At 59.1% G+C, this 726-nt stretch carries 1 protein-coding gene; it reads right to left on the bottom strand.

The window, feature by feature from the left end:
• A partial coding sequence (locus WG29040_RS24275; protein ID WP_133309076.1) for an electron transfer flavoprotein subunit beta/FixA family protein occupies positions 1–726 on the bottom strand: 726 nt, incomplete at its 5' end.

Here is a 726-nt window from a genome sequence, read left to right on the forward strand (position 1 = left end):
TTAGATTACCTTCGCTTCGTTTTTCAGTTTCTCGACCAGTTCAGCCACCGACTTGACCTTGATGCCGGCGCTGCGTGCCGCCGGCGCTTCAACTTTCAGGGTCTTGTTGGTCGAAGCGGTCGAAACGCCCAACGCCTCTGGCGTCAGCACTTCAAGCGGCTTCTTCTTGGCCTTCATGATGTTTGGCAGGGACGCATAACGCGGCTCGTTCAAACGCAGGTCGGTGGTGACGATGGCCGGCAAGCTCAGCGAAACAGTTTGCGCGCCGCCGTCAACTTCACGGGTAACGGCAACCTTGTCGCCCGCCATTTCAACTTTGGAAGCGAAGGTGCCCTGACCGTAGCCGGTCAACGCAGCCAGCATCTGGCCGGTCTGGTTGTTGTCGCTGTCGATGGCCTGTTTGCCCAGGATCACCAGTTGCGGCTGTTCCTTGTCGACCACGGCCTTGAGCAACTTGGCCACGGCCAGCGAGGTCAGGTCTTCGGCAGATTCGACGAGGATGGCGCGATCGGCACCCAGAGCCAGCGCGGTACGCAGCTGTTCCTGAGCCGTGGTCGGGCCGATGGAGACGACGACGATTTCAGTCGCAACGCCTTTCTCTTTCAGGCGTACGGCTTCTTCCACAGCGATTTCGCAGAAGGGGTTCATCGACATCTTGACGTTGGCGAGGTCAACGCCGGAGTTGTCCGCTTTGACGCGAACCTTGACGTTGTAATCGACCACTCG

It is taken from the genome of Pseudomonas sp. PAMC 29040 (genome assembly GCF_003994535.1).
GTDB lineage: Bacteria > Pseudomonadota > Gammaproteobacteria > Pseudomonadales > Pseudomonadaceae > Aquipseudomonas > Aquipseudomonas paraversuta.